The organism is Shewanella sedimentimangrovi (assembly GCF_017354965.1).
GTDB classification, from domain to species: Bacteria; Pseudomonadota; Gammaproteobacteria; order Enterobacterales; family Shewanellaceae; genus Shewanella; species Shewanella cyperi.
Genome location: NZ_CP071502.1, coordinates 1,150,803 through 1,170,411, shown reverse-complemented (window position 1 = coordinate 1,170,411; position 19,609 = coordinate 1,150,803). Strand labels below are relative to the sequence as shown.

At 56.1% G+C, this 19,609-nt stretch carries 20 protein-coding genes; 11 read left to right on the top strand and 9 right to left on the bottom strand.

The features are described 5' to 3' along the window. Positions 1-22: 22 nt before the first annotated feature. Positions 23-1,060, bottom strand: a complete 1,038-nt coding sequence (locus JYB85_RS04975) for a type IV pilus twitching motility protein PilT (protein ID WP_207322299.1) — start codon at positions 1,058-1,060, stop codon at positions 23-25. A gap of 35 nt (positions 1,061-1,095) precedes the next feature. On the opposite strand from JYB85_RS04975, the gene JYB85_RS04970 reads away from it, so the two are divergent. The 8 genes from JYB85_RS04970 (at position 1,096) to JYB85_RS04935 (ending at position 7,980) form a co-directional block, all read left to right on the top strand. Continuing rightward, positions 1,096-1,803: a YggS family pyridoxal phosphate-dependent enzyme gene (locus JYB85_RS04970; protein WP_207381302.1), complete on the top strand. Its 708-nt coding sequence runs from the start codon at positions 1,096-1,098 to the stop codon at positions 1,801-1,803. Between the two features lie 142 nt (positions 1,804-1,945). Next, the gene (gene proC, locus JYB85_RS04965) at positions 1,946-2,761 is read left to right on the top strand and encodes a pyrroline-5-carboxylate reductase (protein WP_207381301.1); all 816 of its coding nucleotides are present in this window, start codon (positions 1,946-1,948) and stop codon (positions 2,759-2,761) included. Between the two features lie 40 nt (positions 2,762-2,801). Continuing rightward, positions 2,802-3,350, top strand: coding sequence for a YggT family protein (locus JYB85_RS04960; RefSeq protein WP_207381300.1), 549 nt, complete (start codon positions 2,802-2,804; stop codon positions 3,348-3,350). After that, positions 3,350-3,637: a DUF167 family protein YggU gene (gene yggU, locus JYB85_RS04955; RefSeq protein WP_207381299.1), complete on the top strand. Its 288-nt coding sequence runs from the start codon at positions 3,350-3,352 to the stop codon at positions 3,635-3,637. The genes JYB85_RS04960 and yggU overlap by 1 nt, the downstream gene beginning before the upstream one ends. A 77-nt stretch (positions 3,638-3,714) precedes the next feature. After that, positions 3,715-4,149: a DUF4426 domain-containing protein gene (locus tag JYB85_RS04950; protein WP_207381298.1), complete on the top strand. Its 435-nt coding sequence runs from the start codon at positions 3,715-3,717 to the stop codon at positions 4,147-4,149. 98 nt (positions 4,150-4,247) lie between these two features. Then, on the top strand, positions 4,248-4,847 hold the full coding sequence (gene rdgB, locus JYB85_RS04945) for an RdgB/HAM1 family non-canonical purine NTP pyrophosphatase (protein WP_207381297.1): 600 nt from the start codon (positions 4,248-4,250) through the stop codon (positions 4,845-4,847). Positions 4,848-4,850: 3 nt separating this feature from the next. Continuing rightward, positions 4,851-5,987 carry a radical SAM family heme chaperone HemW gene (gene hemW / locus JYB85_RS04940; RefSeq protein ID WP_207381296.1) on the top strand — a complete coding sequence of 379 codons (1,137 nt, stop codon included), beginning with the start codon at positions 4,851-4,853 and terminating at the stop codon, positions 5,985-5,987. Between the two features lie 139 nt (positions 5,988-6,126). Next, positions 6,127-7,980, top strand: a complete 1,854-nt coding sequence (locus JYB85_RS04935; RefSeq protein ID WP_207322291.1) for a DUF885 domain-containing protein — start codon at positions 6,127-6,129, stop codon at positions 7,978-7,980. Positions 7,981-8,468: 488 nt separating this feature from the next. Here JYB85_RS04935 and JYB85_RS04930 read toward each other — a convergent pair whose 3' ends face one another. The 5 genes from JYB85_RS04930 to trmB all read right to left on the bottom strand — a co-directional run bounded on the left by JYB85_RS04930 (position 8,469) and on the right by trmB (position 12,855). Continuing rightward, complete coding sequence (locus tag JYB85_RS04930) at positions 8,469-9,410, bottom strand: LysR family transcriptional regulator (RefSeq protein ID WP_207322290.1); 942 nt, start codon at positions 9,408-9,410, stop codon at positions 8,469-8,471. Positions 9,411-9,831: 421 nt separating this feature from the next. Beyond that, on the bottom strand, positions 9,832-10,635 hold the full coding sequence (locus JYB85_RS04925) for a YggN family protein (RefSeq protein WP_207381295.1): 804 nt from the start codon (positions 10,633-10,635) through the stop codon (positions 9,832-9,834). 176 nt (positions 10,636-10,811) lie between these two features. Continuing rightward, the gene (gene glsB / locus JYB85_RS04920) at positions 10,812-11,741 is read right to left on the bottom strand and encodes a glutaminase B (RefSeq protein ID WP_207381294.1); all 930 of its coding nucleotides are present in this window, start codon (positions 11,739-11,741) and stop codon (positions 10,812-10,814) included. 3 nt (positions 11,742-11,744) lie between these two features. Further along, positions 11,745-12,071, bottom strand: a complete 327-nt coding sequence (locus tag JYB85_RS04915; RefSeq protein WP_207381293.1) for a 50S ribosome-binding protein YggL — start codon at positions 12,069-12,071, stop codon at positions 11,745-11,747. Between the two features lie 67 nt (positions 12,072-12,138). Further along, positions 12,139-12,855: a tRNA (guanosine(46)-N7)-methyltransferase TrmB gene (gene trmB, locus JYB85_RS04910; protein ID WP_207381292.1), complete on the bottom strand. Its 717-nt coding sequence runs from the start codon at positions 12,853-12,855 to the stop codon at positions 12,139-12,141. A gap of 196 nt (positions 12,856-13,051) precedes the next feature. Between trmB and mutY the strand changes: the two genes are divergently transcribed. The 3 genes from mutY to JYB85_RS04895 all read left to right on the top strand — a co-directional run bounded on the left by mutY (position 13,052) and on the right by JYB85_RS04895 (position 16,652). Beyond that, positions 13,052-14,104 carry an A/G-specific adenine glycosylase gene (mutY, locus tag JYB85_RS04905; RefSeq protein WP_207381291.1) on the top strand — a complete coding sequence of 351 codons (1,053 nt, stop codon included), beginning with the start codon at positions 13,052-13,054 and terminating at the stop codon, positions 14,102-14,104. A gap of 114 nt (positions 14,105-14,218) precedes the next feature. Beyond that, positions 14,219-14,491, top strand: a complete 273-nt coding sequence (locus tag JYB85_RS04900) for an oxidative damage protection protein (protein ID WP_207322284.1) — start codon at positions 14,219-14,221, stop codon at positions 14,489-14,491. A 178-nt stretch (positions 14,492-14,669) separates the two neighbouring features. Beyond that, positions 14,670-16,652: a lipase maturation factor family protein gene (locus tag JYB85_RS04895; RefSeq protein ID WP_207381290.1), complete on the top strand. Its 1,983-nt coding sequence runs from the start codon at positions 14,670-14,672 to the stop codon at positions 16,650-16,652. Positions 16,653-16,829: 177 nt separating this feature from the next. Here the strand turns inward: JYB85_RS04895 and JYB85_RS04890 are convergent, their stop codons facing one another. The 3 genes from JYB85_RS04890 to JYB85_RS04880 form a co-directional block, all read right to left on the bottom strand. Next, entirely contained in the window at positions 16,830-17,237 is a 408-nt protein-coding gene (locus JYB85_RS04890; RefSeq protein ID WP_207381289.1) for a VOC family protein, read from the bottom strand. Positions 17,238-17,308: 71 nt separating this feature from the next. Then, entirely contained in the window at positions 17,309-18,091 is a 783-nt protein-coding gene (locus tag JYB85_RS04885; protein ID WP_207381288.1) for a slipin family protein, read from the bottom strand. Further along, positions 18,084-19,511, bottom strand: a complete 1,428-nt coding sequence (locus JYB85_RS04880; RefSeq protein ID WP_207381287.1) for an NfeD family protein — start codon at positions 19,509-19,511, stop codon at positions 18,084-18,086. The genes JYB85_RS04885 and JYB85_RS04880 overlap by 8 nt, the downstream gene beginning before the upstream one ends. Positions 19,512-19,609: the final 98 nt, after the last annotated feature.

Here is a 19,609-nt window from a genome sequence, read left to right as displayed (position 1 = left end):
CATAGTTCCTTAAAAGTGTTACTTAAAAGTTAGCCTGTTTGTTGGAGCTCTTGGCCATGGCGTCTTCACGGGTGATAAGGCCACGGTTTACCAGATTCTGCAGACATTGCTCCAGGGTTTGCATACCGTGGGCCATACCCGTTTGAATGGCAGAATACATCTGCGCCACCTTGTCTTCCCGGATAAGGTTACGAATGGCCGGTGTTCCCATCATGATCTCATGGGCCGCCACCCGACCGCCACCGATTTTCTTAATCAGGGTCTGGGAAATAACCGCCTGCAGGGATTCGGACAACATGGTACGCACCATGTCTTTTTCGCCGGCGGGGAACACGTCCACCACACGGTCAATGGTCTTCGCCGCCGAGGTGGTGTGCAGGGTACCGAACACCAGGTGACCGGTTTCCGCCGCCGTCATCGCCAGACGTATGGTTTCAAGGTCACGCATCTCACCCACCAGGATCACGTCCGGGTCTTCACGCAGTGCGCTGCGCAGCGCCGCGTTGAAGCTGTGGGTGTGCCTGTGCACTTCCCGCTGGTTGATAAGGCACTGCTTGTTCTGGTGCACGAATTCGATGGGGTCTTCGATGGTGAGAATGTGATCGTGCCGGTTCTCGTTCACATAATCTATCATGCCCGCCAGGGTGGTACTTTTACCTGAACCCGTGGGGCCGGTTACCAGCACCAGACCGCGGGGGAAACTGGCAATTTTCTTGAAAATTTCCGGCGCGCCCAGGGTTTCCAGTGACAGGATTTCGCTGGGAATGGTACGGAACACGGCGGCGGCACCGCGGGATTGGTTGAAGGCGTTAACACGGAAGCGTGCCAGATTGGGCACCTCGAAGGAAAAGTCGATTTCCAGGTGCTCTTCATAGTCTTTGCGCTGCTTGTCATTCATAATGTCGTACACAAGATTGTGTACGCCTTGGTGATCCAGCGCCGGCAGGTTGATTTTTCGAACTTCGCCATCGACACGGATCATGGGAGGCACACCGGCTGAGAGGTGCAGATCCGAGGCCTTGTGTTTTACACTAAAGGCAAGTAACTCAGTGATTTCCATAGTGTGGGATATCCCTTAGACCGATTGATTAAAACATGACAACAATAGCAGACAGACTTTCAATCGCCCAGCACAGGATTGCGCAAGCGGCGCAAAATGCTGCAAGAAACCCTTCTGAAATCAAATTGCTGGCCGTCAGCAAAACCAAACCCGCTGCGGACGTGGTCACGGCCTACCTGGCGGGGCAGCGCTGCTTCGGCGAAAACTACGTCCAGGAAGGCGAAGCCAAGGTCGATGAACTGGCACCAGCGTTCCCAGACATAGAATGGCATTTCATCGGCCCGCTGCAAAGCAACAAGAGCCGCATTGTGGCCCAGAAGTTCGCCTGGCTGCACACCCTCGACAGGGCCAAACTCGCCAAGCGCCTCAGCGAGCAAAGACCTGTGGCCATGGCGCCGCTGAACGTACTTATCCAGGTCAACATCAGCCAGGAAGACAGCAAGTCGGGAGTCAAACCGGAAGACGTGGCAACCCTTGCCGCCGAAGTTTCCGCCCTGCCCGGTCTGTGTCTGCGAGGCCTGATGGCGATCCCAAGCCCGATTTCTGAAACCCATGGCAGTGACCGTTTGGAGCAGGAGCTGGCGACCATGAAGATGCTGTTCGATGCCCTGAGGGAAACTTATGCCTCGGTGGATACCCTGTCCATGGGCATGAGCGACGATCTGGAACTGGCCATAGCCCACGGCTCCACCCTGGTACGTATAGGTACGGCCATCTTCGGCGCACGCAGTTATACCCCTTAAGCAGCTATACCCCTTGGTAAGCGCCGGAAACCGCCATGTCGGCAACAGCTTGACACTATTTTATCCGGCGGCCCGGATTGTAAAAGTTGGCGCCAGTCCCCATATTGCAGACTAAAGACGCAGGAAAAAGATTGAGGATCCAATGACAAAAGCGAAAATCTGTTTCATCGGTGCCGGCAATATGCCCCGCGCCATCATAGGTGGCCTGGTGGCCAGCGGTTATGATCCCCAGCTTATTCATGCCACCAATCCCAGCGCGCCCAAGCTCGACGCCATGCGCGCCGATTTCGGTATCCACACCTCCCATGACAATCTGGCGGCCGCCCGCGATGCCGATGTGGTGGTGCTGAGTGTCAAGCCGCAACTGATGGAAGCCGTGTGCCGCGAACTGAGTCCGGCCATAGACAAGCAATTGCTGATCACCATAGCCGCCGGTATTCCCGAGCGCCGTTACCATGATTATTTCGGCAAGCAGGTCAAACTTATCCGCACCATGCCCAACACCCCCATGTTGCTGGGCCTGGGCATGACGGGCCTGTACGCCCCCGCCAAAATAGGCGAGGCAGACCGCGCCCTGGCCGGTATGCTGATGCAAAGCTGCGGTGATATTCTTTGGGTCGAGAAGGAAGAAGATATCAATAAGGTCATAGCCCTCGCCGGCAGTTCCCCGGCCTATTTCTTCCTGTTTGTGGAGGCCATGGTCGAGGCCGGTATGGCGCTCAATATGACCGAAGAGGCCGCCCGCCATCTGGCGCAGCAGGCGGCGGTGGGCGCCGCGGCCATGATGAAGGCTAATCCAGAGCAATCACTGGCCCAGCTGCGGGAAGCCGTTACCTCCAAGGGCGGTACCACGGCCCAGGCCATAGCCACCTTCGAACAGGGCGGCCTGAGGCCTCTGGTCAAACAGGCCATGGGCAATTGTATCAAGCGCGCCGAAGAGATGGCCAACACCTTCTGAGCCGGGTTCGGATCCGGTTTAACCTTTAAGGGAGCTTTGCATGAACGCAATGATGTTTTTAATCAACACCCTGTTCGATCTCTACCTCATGGTTGTGATTTTGCGGATTTGGCTGCAACTGGTACAGGCCGATTTCTACAACCCCTTCAGCCAGTTCGTGGTCAAGGCCACCCATCCCATTGTGGGCCCACTGCGCCGGGTACTGCCATCCATTGGCAAACTCGACAGCGCGTCAGTGGTGTTGGCACTGGCCCTGGTGGCCATCAAGGTGGTGCTGCTGAGTCTGATTGCCGGTGCGCCCATCAATCCACTGGCCATAGCCCTGTTTGCCCTGGTGAGTGTTATCAAGCAGGCCGGGGTGTTGTTCTTCTGGATGCTGCTTATCCGCGCCATTCTTAGCTGGTTCAACCAGGGTTATAACCCCTTTATCATGGTCATAGCCCAGCTGACCGAGCCTGTGTTGGCGCCGGTCAGACGCATCATTCCGCCCATCGGCGGCCTGGACTTCTCCGTGCTGGTGGTATTTATCGGCCTTAACTTCATCAATATGTTGCTGGCCCAATACATACCTTACTGGGCCAATGCCTGATGGCGGCAGTAGAGATGCAGGGCGATGCGCTGTTGCTGAATCTTTACATTCAGCCCAAGGCCAGTCGCGATCAGATAGTGGGGCTCCATGGTGATGAGCTCAAGGTGGCCATCACGGCGCCGCCGGTGGACGGCAAAGCCAATGCCCACCTGGGGCGCTGGCTGGCCAAGCTGTTCAAGGTGCCGAAGACCAATGTGCAGATAGTCAAGGGTGAGCTTGGGCGCCACAAGCAGGTACGGATCCTGGCACCGCAGTTGCTGCCCGAACAGGTTTCGGCTCTGCTATAACTAAATAAATCGGGATCATGGAGCCTTTGACATCATGGTCTTATACTCAAGTGAGAATCCAGCAAGAGGTTTTTACCATGTTACGTCAGCTACTCGCCGTACTCGCCCTGACCGCCAGTCTCTGTGGTGTTGCCAGTGCCGAACAAAAGGAACAGGTCGGCCAATATGATATTCATTATATGGCTTTGGGAAGCACCTTCCTCACCCCCTCTATCGCCAAGAGCTACGGCATAGAGCGCAGCAGTTACACCGGCATTATCAATATTGCGGTGCTCGACACTTCGGTCGCCGGTAACCCTGCGGTGGAAGTAGAGATAAGCGGCGTGGCCAATAACCTGCTCGATGCCCGTGTCGACCTTAAATTCAAGGAAATACGCGAAGGCGATGCCATCTACTATATAGCCGAGGTGCCCTACCGCGATGATGAGGAAATCAATTTCCAAATCGCCATCAAGCATGGCAACCAGCTCAACACCACGCTCAAGTTCAAGCAAAAATTCTACGTTGAATGATACCGGGGCCCGCAGCATGCGGGCCCTGTGTTATCTGGAGCCCCGTGCTTGCTTGGGGTATGATTGTGTCCAATTTCGATCCACAGACAGAGTAACAGATGAAACAGATAGTGCTTGCCAGCGGCAATAAAGGAAAACTCAGGGAGTTCAACGAGATGCTCGCGGACTTCCAGATTTCTGTGTTAGCCCAGAGCGAATTTGACGTCCCGGAAGTCGCCGAGACAGGCACCACCTTCGTCGAAAATGCCATCATCAAGGCCCGTCACGCTGCAGCCATCACGGGCCTTGCCGCCATCGCCGATGATTCGGGACTGGAAGTGGACTGCCTCGACGGTGCCCCCGGCATTTATTCCGCCCGCTACGCCGGTGCAAATGCCAGTGATACAGATAACTGGCAAAAACTTCTGACAGCAATGGATGGCAAAGCGCAGCGCAGCGCCCGCTTCCAGTGCGTGCTGGTATATATGCGCCACGCCAAGGATCCGACCCCCATCATCTGCCAGGCATCCTGGGAAGGCCGAATTGCCGAGGCCGCCACGGGTACCCAGGGCCATGGCTACGATCCGATCTTCATCCCGGAAGGCCTGCAACAAAGTGCAGCCGAGCTGTCCGGCGAGCAAAAAAATGCCCTCAGCCATCGCGGCAAAGCCATGGTATTGCTGCTCGATGCCCTCAGGGCCAAAGGGGTCATAGCCTAAACCATGCTGTCACTGCCTCCCCTGAGCCTGTACATACATATTCCCTGGTGTGTGCAGAAATGCCCCTATTGCGACTTCAACTCCCACGGCCAGCAGGGCGAACTGCCCCAGCAGGCTTATGTGGATGCCCTGCTGAAGGATCTGGATGCCGATCTTGGCTTTGTGCAGCACAGGCCACTTTGCAGCATATTTATCGGCGGCGGCACCCCGTCGCTGTTTGATGCCGCCAATATTGGCCGTCTGCTGCAGGGCGTCCGCGAACGGATCCCCTTTAGCGACGACATAGAGATCACCATGGAGGCCAACCCGGGCACCCTGGAGCATGATGACTTCAAGGCCTATCGGGCCGCCGGTGTGACCCGGCTGTCGGTTGGGGTACAGAGTTTCTCCAGGGACAAGCTCAACCTGCTGGGGCGGATCCACGGCAAGGACGAGGCAGTGCGCGCCGCGGAGCTGGCCCAGGACGCCGGCTATCAGAGCTTTAACCTTGATCTGATGCACGGCCTGCCCAACCAGTCCTTTGACGAAGCCATGGCCGATATCGAAACCGCCGCCGGTCTCAATCCACCACACCTGTCCTGGTACCAGCTGACGATTGAGCCCAATACCCTGTTTCACTCCAGACCGCCACAATTACCGGATGATGAGTCGCTGTGGCGCATCTATGAGGCGGGGCAGCAGCGTCTGGCGCAGCTCGGCTATGAGCAATATGAAATTTCGGCCTACGCCAAACCCGGCTTCCAGTGCCGCCACAACCTTAACTACTGGCAGTTCGGTGATTATATCGGCATAGGTTGCGGCGCCCATGGCAAGCTGACCTTGCCGGAGGAAAACCGCATAGTACGCACGGTCAAAATTAAGCACCCCAAGGGCTATCTGGCCGCCGACGACTATCTGTTTGAACTCACAGAGGTTGCAGAGGAAGACAGGCCCCTGGAATACCTGATGAACCGGTTGCGACTGATGGCCCCCATGGCCAAGGAAGAATTCGAGCAGCGCACCGGCCTGTCACGGCGGGTGCTGACCGAAGGCATGATCAAGGCCGCCGAGCGGGGACTCATCACAGAAAGTGACAGCCACTGGACTCTCACCAGCAAGGGGCAGATGTTCGTCAACGACCTGCTGTCTCAATTTGTTTGAGGCAACAACTGCTTGACACCGGCGAGATCGCCGCCGGTGTGGCCCCCCAAACATTAGCGAAACATTTACTAACATTTCACGCTGGAATTTAGCCATGGCTGCTTTAGGATGACGGCACGAATCTGCAGGAGTCATAATAATGTCCAATAAATTCCCCAAGACCCTGGTTGCCCTCGGCCTGTGCGCCGCCCTGGGAAGCATCACAATAGCAGAGGCCAGGCCTCTGCTGTCCGCCAATGAAAGCATTGCCTCTGAAACCCGGGTACTGACAGAGTCGGCCAAGGCCAATGAGCTGTTTGAAACCCTGTTTATGGAAGATGTGATGGCCAGTCCCCTGGCTCAAACCGAGCTTGGGATCAAGACCGCAGACTATGGCAAGTGGGACGAGATAAGTGAAGCGGCCGATGCCAGGGATCTGGCCCGGGCCAAAAAGCAACTTCAACAACTCAAGCAAGTCAACGAAGCTTATCTGGATGCCCAGACAGCCCTGAGTCTGTCACTGTACAAGCAGCAGTTGGAAGACAACATAGCTGACTACAAGTGGCATCTGTACAACTATCCCGTCAACCAGATGTACGGCGTGCACTCCACGACACCCTCTACCCTGATAAACCAACATCAGATAGGGGATGAGTCCGATGCCCGCGCCTATATCAGCCGTCTCAAGGGAATTTATCCGCGTTTTGAACAGGTTCAGGCCGCGCTTGAGCTGCGGGCGGAGAAAGGCATAATTGCCCCCAAATTCGTGTTCAATTACGTGATATCTGACAGCCGCAACATCATCACAGGCGCCCCCTTCACCGAGGGTGAAGACAGTGCCCTGTGGGCCGACTTCAAACGTAAGATTGAAGCACTGCAACTGGATGAAAAGCTCAAGTCCGAGTTACTGGCCGAGGCCAGAACGGCCCTGCTGGAGCAAGTTAAGCCGGCCTACGAACAGCTGATTGATTATGTGGCCAAACTGCAACAGCGCGCCGATGACAGGGACGGTGTATGGAAATTCCCTCAAGGGGATGCTTTCTACAGGGATGCCCTCAAACGCACCACCACCACAGACATGAGTGCGGATGAGATCCACCGACTGGGTCTGGCCGAAGTGGAGCGGATTCACGGTGAAATGCGCGCCATCATGACCAAGGTCGGCTTCAAGGGCAGCCTGAAGGACTTCTTCATCTTTATGCGCAACGATGAGCAGTTCTACTACCCGGACAATGCCGAAGGCAAGGCGGCCTATCTGAGCGAAGCCAAGTCCCTTATCGACACCATGCGTTCCCGCCTGGATGAGGTATTCAGCATCAAGCCCAAGGCCGGCATTACCGTAAAGGCGGTGGAGGCCTTCAGGGAAAAATCCGCCGGCAAGGCTTTCTATAACCAACCCTCAGCCGATGGCAGTCGCCCCGGGATCTTCTACGCCAACCTGTACAGCATGAAGGCCATGCCCAAGTACCAGATGGAGGCCCTGGCCTACCACGAAGGCATTCCCGGCCACCATATGCAGATTGCCATAGCCCAGGAACTGGAGAATGTGCCCAAGTTCCGCCGTTTTGGTCGTTACACCGCCTATGTGGAGGGCTGGGGTCTGTATACCGAATACTTCCCCAAGGAAATGGGACTGTACAAGGATCCCTACTCCGACTTCGGGCGCCTGGCCATGGAACTGTGGCGCGCCTGCCGTCTGGTAGTTGACACAGGCATACACGCTAAGCAATGGACCCGGGAACAGGGTATTGCCTACTACACGGAAAATACGCCCAACGCCGAGTCTGATGCGGTCAAAATGGTGGAGCGCCACATAGTCATGCCGTCCCAGGCCACGGCCTACAAGGTGGGGATGAACAAGATCCTCGCCCTGCGCGCCAAGGCCCAAAAGGCCATGGGTGATAAGTTTAATATCCGCGAATTCCACACCCTGCTGCTGAAGAATGGCCCCTTGCCACTGGATGTGCTGGAAAGTCAGATAGACGATTGGATTAAGTCGGTCAGCATCAGCTGATGCCCTTATCGAGCAAATAAACCAAAGCCAGGTCCCCGGACCTGGCTTTTTTATTGCGACCTGCTGAACTGATGGCGCTTGAGCTTTCAAACCCCGAAAAAAAATCACCCCAGCGGTGAGGCCGGGGTAAACCAAAAACTAGGATGATGGTTTCAAGGCCAGTGGAGCCATGGTTAATGAAATTAGTTCATCAGCTCTCACCGGCATTGACTCAGGACTGCTATCAGCGGATCTGCGCATCCAACATGGAAGGGGTCATTCCCAGGCCGGCTACGGACTCAGATCATCCCGAATCAACTGACGCCCATTGTATTAATTTAAGAACAAGGTGCAACTCCGACCTGAGCAACACGATTAGAAACGCCTTAATTAGCCTTGTTTATTTAATCACCGACAAACCATTAAACAACTGATTTATAAATACTTAAGCAAAACAGACAAACCTAACTCAAAGCATAGTTCTTAAATCAGAACAAAGTTTCCAGCTTTCAACGTCGCTCGGCATAAAGCTCAGCGTAGGGCTTGTCCCAATAGGGTGGCGTACCTATATGATTCTTAATGAAATCAATAAAGGCACTGACCTTGGGGGCCAGGTGCTTGCGCCTTGGGTATACGGCCTGCAGCGGCAGGTGATGGGTCAATTGCCAATCCCGCAGCAAAGGTACCAGGGTGCCCTTTTCTATTTCGCCTTCCACCAGATAGCTGGCCAGATAGACCACGCCCAGGCCGCTGACGGCCGCCGACTTGAGCGCCGGCGCATTGTCGACCCGGAAGTTACCGGAAACCCCTATCTCGCAATAATCATCGCCACGCTTGAACTGCCAAACGCTGTGCTCATGCCACTCACCGTGGTACACCAGGCAGTTGTGATCCACCAGCTGCTCCGGCTTGGACGGCTCGCCGTGACGGGCAATATAGTCGGGTGATGCCAGCAACATGAACTGGCACTTCATCAAGGGGCGGGCCACCATGCCCAGGGGCAATTGCTCGGACATGGTGAGCAACAAATCCAGGCCTTCGCTGACCACGTCAACCTTATGATCGAGCAGGCTCACCTGCAGTTCAAGCTCGGGATGACGGGCCATAAACTCAGGTAAGGCGGGGATGATGTGCATGGTGCCGAAGGATTGGGAAATCCCCACCTTGAGCACGCCGCGGGTGGCATCATTGAGGTTATGGACACTGGCCACGGCCTGATCGGCGTCGCGCAGCAGTTCCTCCCCCTGCACGTACAGCAAATGACCTGCTTCCGTGAGACTGAGACTGCGGGTGGTGCGCTGAATAAGCTGCACTCCGAGTTTATGCTCCAGATCCGCTACCTGGGTACTGACCTTGGACTTGGAAATCCCCAAACGCCGGGCAGCAGCACTGAAGCTACCGGCACGGGCTACGTGGGTAAAAATGGCGATAGGTTCTAACAGTTCTAACATTAAGCTGGCCTTAAACTGTTTTCGACTGGCTATTGGCCGTTAATCGCCTGGACGCTGCCGCAGCAAAAAAACGGATACCATATCGATGATATTCAAGAAGATATACCAAAAACACACACTGAGGTAGAGTCCGGAGCACCGGTATTTTTACCGGATTTTTTGTTATTTTTTAGAAGTATAACAAATTATCTGACCGCGACTCCAGCGAGCCGCCATCTTACTGTCATAACTGCCTGGGTAGCCGGGGCAAATCCGACCTATAAAAGCCACGAAATGGGCTTAACCCGCCCCGGCGCAACCGGCTAAAAAACGAATAAAAAAAGCCCCGGAGGGGATCCGGGGCAAAAGACTTTTCAGCCTAAGTTCAAAGGAAACACTTCATTGGCTTTAGCGGGTACGGGGACCTTCAATCACTCCCGGTTTATTCACGCAACTCGACTTGCTCACGCTGTGCCAGGGGGTAATCCCTGAGTTCAGGAATTTCTTCCCGGACGCGGTTTTCCAACACCAGCAACTCTTCAAAGTTTTCACACATCTTGTCGGCGCGGGCCTCAATCACCTCGGCCTGGGCTTCCATTTGCTTTTCAATATCGTCGCCAATGGATTCCATCTTCTTACCGAAATTCTCCATCTTCTCTTCGAAGCTGCCGCCTTCGGCAGAGAGTATCTGGCTACCCAGGTTGATCATCAGGGTACCCACAGAGTTCTGTACCATCTGCTCGATTTCCTGCTCAAACTCTTCGTTGAATACTTCATCCATTGAGTCTTCGGTGGCGCCCACATAGTAGCTGTCGCCGTTACGGTACATGACCTTGTCCATACGCTTTTGCAGATTGGCCACCAGCTCGTCCACCTTGGCACCTGTGTCATCACCCAGCAGCGGGGTCAGGGCCATGCTCACCGCCTGACTGGCCAAAGACACGGCCTCGGTCACCAAAGTTACAAACTCGGGAACTTGCTTGGCCAAACCATCGGAATACTGTTCCAGCAGCGCTTTTTGCTTGCTGTTGAGGCTGACTTCTTCGCCATCGACAAACAGCCTGCCCGGCTCGATGCGGTACTGTTCCTTACCCTTGCTGCTGAACACCATCTTTTTCGGTTCCATGGTCAGATCGTAATTCAGGCTGACATTGCATTCCTGGTGATCTTCATGGGCCATAACAGGTGCAGTGCTACAGATCATGGTGGCGAGGGCTATCCCTGTGAGCATTGAAGGTAATTTCATTTGCGTTCCATCCTGTGATTGTCGATTTCGATGGTTTGGATAAAGCACGGAGCGTGCCAAAATTGTATCTATCTGATTTTATTGAATTATGATGAACTTTACTGATAACAAAAAGCAGCCTTGGTGAGTCTGACCACCACTAAGTGGTGATTTTCACCAAGGTGTTGGCAGCAGGATCAGAAGATGGAGCGCCCCAGTGCCTGACACAGGCGTTCGAGCAGGGCAGTACCGGCCAGGGAATTGCCATGGCCATCCAGCTCAGGGGACCAGACACAGACGGACAGGAGACCGGGGATCACGGCGATAATGCCGCCACCGACGCCACTCTTACCGGGCATGCCAACCCGGTAGGCAAATTCGCCGGCGCCATCGTAAAGCCCCGAGGTGGCCAGCAGGGCGTTGAGCTGACGGGTTTGGGTGGCGCTGACCAGTTGCTGACCGCTGAGGGTTTGGCCCCTGTTGGCCAGGTACAGCATGGCCCGGGACAAGTCGGCACAGCTCATTTTAAGGGCGCAGTAATGGAAATAATTGCGCAGCACTGCATCCACATCATTGTGGAAATTGCCGAAGGATTTCATCAGATAGGCGATGGCGGCGTTGCGGGCACTGTGCTGGTATTCGGAATCGGCAACCTGCTTGTCATAGCAGATGCCGTTGTTGCCACTCATCATGCGCACCACTTCCAACATCCGCTGCTTGGGCGCCCCCAGGCGGCTTTGCAGCAAATCGGCTATCACCAGGGCGCCGGCATTGATAAAGGGGTTGCGGGGAATACCGCGCTCCAGTTCCACCTGCACCAGGGAATTGAAGGAATGGCCCGAGGGCTCTTTGCCCACCCTGCCCCAGATTTCCTGCTCTTCATAGAGCATCAGAGCATTGGTGAGACTGAATACTTTGGAAATACTCTGGACCGAGAAGGGCTCCAGGTAATCTCCGGCACCGACTGTGGTGCCGTCGATGGAGGTGACGGCGATCCCAAGCTTGTTGGGATCGACGTCGGCAAGGGCCGGAATATAATCCGCCACCTTGCCCTTGCCGAGCAGCGGCCGGGTTTGTTGGACTATCTCGTCGAGCAAGCCTGGTTCAAGCGACAACTGCTCGGTCACGATTTAGCCCCACCAAATGTCGTACAGTTCGCTTACTTCGACATTGGCAACGCTCTGGTTTGCCCAGAACGCCTTGACCGCGGCTCTGTCTTCCTCGGTGCACTTACCCAGGGTTTGAGTGGCAATAATGCCTTCCCACTCGCGGTGACCACCACCGTGGAAGCCCAGCTTACGCGCCTCGATAACATCGTCGATGAACTTATCCACTATGGTGTCGATATCGGCTTCGGCGACCTTGGCATCAAACTCCCAGCTGATGTCAAAGCCCAGTTCTTGGAACTCATCCACACGCAGTTTCTTGCGCAAGCGGCGGCTGCGATTCTTGGCCATTGTGATTTCCTCTTCTTGGTTATGGTGCCGCGGCGCGGCGGTTTTTGCCCGGTTGCCCGGACGGAATTCAATCCTGCTTTTCGAACATCAGATCCCAGACGCCGTGACCCAGGCGATGACCGCGGGCCTCAAACTTGGTCAGGGGACGATAATCGGGGCGCGGTACGTAGTTGCCTTCGGCCGACTTATTGCGATAACCGGGGGCGGCGCTCATGACTTCCAGCATGTGCTCGGCATAGTTTTCCCAGTCGGTGGCCATATGGAATACACCGCCCACCTTGAGCTTACGGCGAATAAGGTCGACAAATTCAGGTTGCACTATGCGGCGCTTATGATGGCGCTTCTTGTGCCATGGGTCGGGGAAGAACAACTGCACCCGGGCCAGGCTGCCATCGGCAATGGCGTGCTCCAGCACTTCCACCGCATCGTGGTGATACACCCGCAGGTTGGTCACAGCGGCGGCACCGGCATCGCCCAGACAGGCGCCAATACCTGGCTTGTGCACTTCCACACCGATAAAGTTGAGTTCGGGGGCGGCGGCGGCCATCTGCACCAGGGAGGCACCCATACCGAAGCCGATTTCCAGCACTGTATTTGCCTCACGGCCAAATACCTGTGTCAAGTCCAGGGCCACAGGGCTGTAATCCAGGCCCATGGCCGGCCAATGGCTTTCTATCGCCTGGGCCTGGCCCTTGGTCAAACGCCCTTCACGCAGCACGAAACTGCGGATCTTGCGCAGATACTTGCCTTCTTCATTAAACTCGGCAGTGGTCACTTCACTCATGTCGGCCTAGCCCCAATAGCACACAATAAAAAGAAGGGGCATTATCCAAAGTTACGCCCACCGCGCAAGCCCTTGCGCCGAAAAAGTATACCAAGATCTGCGCCAAGTGCGAGGTTGACTTCCCTTTGGCCTTGTCGCTCCGGTTTCCAGTCGCTACACTGCCCGCCCAGCCCAAGCTTTTCCTTATATAAAATCCATGAGCACCAAAAGCTTCGCCGACCGCATCATAGCCTGGTACGACAGCCACGGCCGCAAGACCCTGCCCTGGCAGCAAAACAAGACCCCTTACCGGGTTTGGGTCTCGGAGATCATGCTGCAGCAAACCCAGGTAGCCACCGTCATCCCCTACTATGAGCGCTTTATGGCCCGCTTTCCGACGGTCACGGATCTGGCCGAGGCCCCTGAGGATGAGGTGCTGCACCTGTGGACCGGCCTTGGCTACTATGCCCGCGCCCGCAACCTGCACAAGGCCGCCAAGGAAATAAGGGATAAACACCAGGGCGAATTTCCGCAGAATTTCGATACTGTGCTGGCGCTGCCCGGCATAGGCCGCTCCACCGCAGGCGCTATACTGTCGCTGTCATTGGGACAACATCACCCCATACTGGATGGCAATGTTAAACGGGTGCTGGCCCGCCACGGCGCCATTGCCGGCTGGCCCGGGCAAAAGAGTGTTGAAGAGCAGCTCTGGCAACTGACCTCGACCCTGACGCCCAAACAGCAGATAGCCAAATATAACCAGGCCATGATGGACATAGGTGCCGGTATCTGCAGCCGCAGTCGCCCCGAATGCGGCGCCTGCCCCGTGGCCGTGGATTGCCGCGCCCAGCTCAGTGGCCGCCAAAGCGAGTTCCCGGGTAAAAAGCCGAAAAAGACCATACCCGCCAAGGCGGGCTGGATGCTTATCCAAATGCAGGGGCCCGAGGTGCAGCTTATCAAGCGCCCCCCGAGCGGGATCTGGGGCGGCCTCTGGTGCTTCCCCCAATTCGTCAGCGAACAGGAGCTGCGGGCCCATATTGAGGCAGAGCAACTGCAAGGCGAAGCGGAACTGCTGGATGGTTTTCGCCACACCTTCAGTCACTTCCACCTGGATATCCAGCCGGTATTGCTGAGCTGCAAGCCAGGTTCAGCCCATCAAGTCATGGAAGATGGGGGCGCTCTCTGGTATAACGTCAGGCAACCACAAAAGCTGGGGCTGGCCGCCGCCACCGAGCGGATTTTGGAAACCCTGGCACAGCGTTTGAAATAGCGCCTGAAATAGCGTTTGAAATCGCGCCTGAAAAAGCGGCGTTAAGAAAGTATCAAAAGACATCAGCATAAATGCATAAGCCCGGCCCGTAACGGCGGCAATCAAGGAGTACTTATGGCCCGTACAGTCAACTGCGTTTACCTCAACAAAGAAGCCGAAGGCCTGGATTTCCAGCTCTACCCGGGCGAACTCGGCAAGCGCATCTTCGACTCCATCAGCAAGGAGGCCTGGGGCCTGTGGCAAAAAAAGCAGACCATGCTGATCAACGAGAAAAAGCTCAACATGATGAATCTTGAGCATCGCAAACTGCTGGAAGAGCAAATGGTTAATTTCCTGTTTGAAGGCAAGGAAGTGGAAATCGAAGGCTATGTGCCCCCAAGCGAATAAGTTGTAGCTGTGTAGCGCACCGACCAAAGTGAGAAATGGTGACGCCTAAATGAGAAAACTTAAAGGCCCTTAACGGGCCTTTTTTGTTGCCTTGAAATCGCTGTTATTCCGCCATCACCAAATGGGGAAAATCCGCCGCACGCCCGCCATCCCGGGAATACTGAACTATATTAGCGCTATGAACGCCCTGCCCCTGCCCCTGCTCATCTACGACGGCGACTGCCGCTTCTGTCAACGCTGGGTAGACTATTGGTCTCGCCAGACGGCTGCGCGCGTGCGCTATCTTCCGTTCCAGGAACTGGCCTGCCAAGAACCTGTCCAGGCTCCCGGGAGCGCACCATACCGCCAATTGGACCAGGCAGCCTTTGCAAGACACATCTATTTCTTTGATGAGGACGGGCGGCAATATCGAGGTGCCGCGGCCGCCTGCCAGGTACTCAAACGCATTCCGGGCAAGGGCTTCTATGCCTGGGCCTATATGCATCTTCCCGGAATGGGGCGCGTTAGCGAAGGGGTTTACGACTGGGTGGCAAACCACAGGGGCTTGTGTTTTTCGCTGCAGAAACTGCTGCTGGGCGAACACTTGCATCCGGTCGAATATCACCTGACAAGCTGGCTGTTTCTCCGCCTGCTGGCGTTGATTTACCTGTGCGCCTTCGCTTCCTTTCACTGGCAGGCGCCGGGCCTTATCGGCCATAACGGCCTCCTACCCCTGGCGGATTTCATCCAGGCCAGCCACGAATATCTCGGCCCACAAGGCTATTGGCGCATGCCAACCCTCTTCTGGTGGGCAGATTCGGATGACGCCATCCGGACCGTAACCCTATCAGGCATCGCCCTGAGCCTGCTGCTGCTCTTTAATATACTGCCCAGAGCATGCCTCATATTGCTGTATCTCTTGTACCTGTCACTGCTGTATGGCGGCCAGGTGTTCATGTCTTTCCAATGGGATCTCCTGTTGCTGGAAACCGGGGTGTTGGCGCTGTTTCTCGAACCGTTTTACAAACCACAAGCGCCAATAGTCAATCGCAGCAGCCTGGGGATCTGGCTGCTGCGATTGCTGCTGTTTCGCTTCATCCTGATGTCGGGGGCGGTCAAACTGTTTAGCGGGGATCCCAGCTGGCGCGATCTCACGGCGCTGCAATATCATCTGCACACCCAACCACTGCCCACCCCGCTTGCCTGGTATGTCGAGCAACTGCCTGCCTTATGCCTGCAGGCTTGCACTGCGCTGGTATTGGTCATAGAACTGCTGTTGCCCTGGTTCATTTTCCTCGGCAGGCGTCCAAGGCACCTCGCCGCCTGGGGCATTATCCTGCTGCAACTCGGTATACTGCTGACGGGCAACTACAACTTCTTTAATCTGCTGACCCTGGTGCTGTGTCTGTCCCTGTTCGACGACAGGGCGTTGAAAAATCTGCTCCCATTCCGATGGACAAGGTCGGGTCTTACCAATGAAAGTCGCGCCACAGAAAGCAATGAGCCAAAAAGCCATGCCCCGCCAAGTGAAACACTGTTATTCAAAACGTCAACCTGGCTCCAGGGCGGCCGCTACCTGGCGGGATTCTCCCTGGGAGCATTGGGGCTGATGCAAATAGCCCAGGGTCTTGGCCAGCCCCTGCCGGGCATGGCAGCGTTGCAAAGCCTGCTCAGGCCCTGGCAGCTTGCCAGTCCCTACGGCGTCTTTGCCGTGATGACCACCACCCGCCCCGAGATCCTTATCGAGGGCTCAGAGGATGGAATTCACTGGCAAGCCTATGACCTGCCCTATAAGCCCGGGGACAAGGCGCGGCCGCCGCTATGGAACATCCCCCACCAGCCCAGGCTCGACTGGCAGCTGTGGTTTGCTGCACTGGACAGCGACTATCCGCCGCCCTGGTTTCGGATGCTGATTCTGAGACTCCTGTTCAACAGCCCCGAGGTGCTGGCGCTGCTGCAACACAATCCTTTCGAGGGTAAAACGCCAAAAATGGTGCGCGCCCGGCTGTTCGAATATAGATTCACCACCAGGCAAGAACATGCCCAGAGCGGCGACTGGTGGCACGCCAGAGAAATTGGCACCTACTTCCCGGCAGTGCAATACAGGATCAAAATTACCCCGCTGAATGGAGATACGCCCCTGCCTGAGAGCAAGGGGGATAGCTGCAATCCAGAGTGTTGACTGACCAGGCCGGTGTAATCGGGAAATATCTTTGACTGAGCAAAGTGGCCTGCTTCCTGCCACAGACGCAGCCACAAACGAAGAAAACCTGGCTCAAACGACAGCCCTAGCCCCAGCCATAGATAATAGCGTAGCTGATAACAGGGCCCCCAAGGGCAAGGACGACCAGACAGCCTTTCATTGCTTCGGATGGGCGCAGCTGTCCATCCAAAACACTTCCCAGATATGGCCATCGGGATCCTCAAAGGCGCGACTGTACATAAAGCCGTGATCCTCTGCCGGACGCTGCTCCATGCCACCGGCATCTATGGCCCGGTGAAACATGTTGTCCACCGCGGCTCTGTGTTCCTGCTGCAGCGCCAGCATCACCTCCAGACTGCGGCCGGGATCGGCCAGGCTCTTGGCGGTGAAGCGGCGCATACTGTCGGGGGTGTGCAACATGGCATAGATGCCGTCGCCAATTACCAGCGCCGCCGCCTGCTCATTGCTGAATGCCGGGTTAAAATGCATTCCCAGCGCCTTGAAAAATGCCCGTGAACGGGACAAATCCTGCACTACCAGGTTGACGTATATGGCCTTGGTCACAGCCGCCTCCTTAACTTCAATTCTTGCCTGGGACGCTTAGCGCGCCCTTCCCCGGAATTTGTTCCGGCGCACTACTCCTTGGGTGCCTTATTCAGCGAATTGCCGAGCTTACTCAGCAGTTCAAGGGGAAGCGGGAACACTATGGTGGAATTATTCTCACCCGCCACTTCCGTCAGGGTTTGCAGATACCTGAGTAAAATGGCATTGGGTTCTTCCGCCAGGGTTTTGGCCGCCTCCACCAATTTTTCCGATGCTTCCATTTCCCCGAGGGCGTGGATCACCTTGGCACGCCGCTCCCGCTCTGCCTCGGCCTGGCGGGCAATGGCGCGGATCATGGTTTCGTTGAGATCCACGTGTTTGATCTCCACATTGGCCACCTTGATCCCCCAGATGTCGGTGTGGGAATCGAGAATACGGCGGATATCGGCATTGAGCATATCGCGGTTGGCCAGCATCTCATCCAACTCATGTTGACCGAGTACAGATCTCAGGGTGGTCTGAGCCAACTGGCTGGTGGCGTTGAGGAAATTCTCTACGTTGATGATGGCCTTTTGCGGGTCCACCACCCGGAAATAGATCACCGCATTGACGCGCACCGACACGTTATCGCGGCTGATCACGTCCTGTGATGGCACATCCATCACCACGGTACGCAGATCCACCCGCACCATTTGCTGAATGACGGGGATGATGATGATAAGCCCCGGCCCCTTGACCCGGTAAAATCGTCCCAACATAAAGACCACGGCCCGCTCGTATTCACGCATGATGCGAAACATCGACAACAGCAGTGCCAACACCAGCACCATAAGTGCCCCGAAGGAAATGTTCAAACTCGAGATTATCTCATTCATTTTGCTCTCCCTTTGGCTTATTCATTGGGCTGAGCTCCAACACCAGCCCCTCGATTCCATCCACCCGCACCAGGTCACCCGGTGCCAAAGGCACTGAGCTGTGGCCGTTCCAACGCTCACCCATAAACATCACTTCCCCCTCACCGGGGAAACCTCCAAGCACCAGAGCCTGCTGGCCCACCATGGCTTCGAGGCCCGTGACCGCTGCCCTGCGGCGGTTTTTCAGCACAAAGGTCAGCACTACAAGGAAAAAGACAAAGCTGGCCAGGGTGAAGGTGAGGATCACCGGCCAGGCGATACGGAAGGCATCAATTTCACTGTCGATAAGAAAGATGGAGCCGAGCACAAAGGCCACTATGCCGCCAAAGCCGAGGATACCGAAGCTCGGCACCAGGGATTCGGCCACCAACAAGCCTATGCCCAGCAACAGCAGGGCACCGCCGGCATAACTCACCGGCAGCATTTGCAGGGCAAACATGGCCAGCAGCAAACAGATAGCACCCACCACCCCGGAGACGCCTATTCCCGGACTGTAAAACTCCAGCAGCAAGCCATAGACCCCAAGCAGCATCAGCACGTAGGCCACGTTGGGATTGGTGATGGTATTGATGAACTTGGCACGCCAGTCCGGCGAGGCATCCAGTATCTCCGCGCCGCGGGTATTGAGGGTATGTACCTCGGCCCCCAGGGTGAACTTGCGACCGTCGAGGGCATCGAGCAATGCCCTGGGGTTTGCGGCAACCAGATCGATTACCCCCAGCTCCAGCGCCTCCGAGGCCGTGGCGGTGGCAGCTTCCCGCACCGCCTTTTCGCCCCAGTCTGCATTGCGACCACGCAGCTGCGCCAGGGTGCGGATATAGGCAATGGCATCATTAAGAATTTTGCGTTCCATATCAGAGGGCTCACTGCTTTCCTTCTGATCCTGACCGCCGGGTGGTCCCAATTGCACAGGGGTGGCGGCACCCAGGCTGGTGGCCGGGGCCATGGCGGCCACATGACAGGCATAGAGCATATAGGTGCCGGCACTGGCGGCACGGGCCCCTTCTGGATAGACAAAACAGGCAACGGGTATGGGGGATGCCAGTATGGCCTGATTGATATCCCTCAGGCTGGATACCAGGCCACCGGGGGTATCCAGGGTAATAAGCAACAGCTGCGGCCGCTCGGTCTGCTCAGCCGCACGCGCCATGGTGCGGGTCAAATAATCCGATACACCGGGACCTATGGCACCACTAACCTCAAGGCGCAGTACGGGGGCCGGAGACTGAGATTGAGATTGAGACTGAGATTGTGGTTGCGGCTCGGAGTAAGACGGGCCCGGCAATAACAGCAATACGGCCAGCAGCAGGCCGAGCAACCTGGCCAGATAGCAATTCAACCCCTGGTGCGATGCCGATGGGTGTTGCAGCCGCCTGAACATAAAACCGCTCCCGCAATTACAGAGACTTAAAGACTGAGCTGGGCATCGAACCCGGCTCTTTAAGCATAGTCTCAAACGGGAATATTAGGGGGAAGAGT